This window comes from Bradyrhizobium sp. 14AA, assembly GCF_054185205.1.
On record NZ_JAVAYM010000217.1, the window covers coordinates 1 to 293 of the forward strand.

General features: G+C 65.9%; 1 protein-coding gene. It reads right to left on the reverse strand.

What is annotated here, in order from left to right; translation table 11 throughout:
* On the reverse strand, positions 1-293 hold a 293-nt coding region (locus RAD15_RS44075; protein ID WP_458184907.1), incomplete at both ends, for an Ig-like domain-containing protein.

Genomic DNA, 293 nt, shown 5'->3' on the forward strand with positions numbered 1-293 from the left:
CGAACTGTTGCCGGCGGGATCGGTGACGGTCGCGCGGAACTGGTAGCTGCCGTCGGCGAGGTTGCTCTGCGCGGCTGTGGTCGTCGACCAGCTCGCGCCGCCGTCGGTCGAGACCTCATAAGCCACATTGGTGCCGTTGGCATCGGCGTTGCCGGTCAGCGACAGATCGAAGGCCTTGTCGGTCGAGTTGAAGTCCGCAGACGACGACCCGCTGTCGTCATAGTTCGACAGAGAGAGCGTCCCCGCCGTCGGCGCCGACGTGTCGACCACCACCGCGACGATGTTGCTGGTCA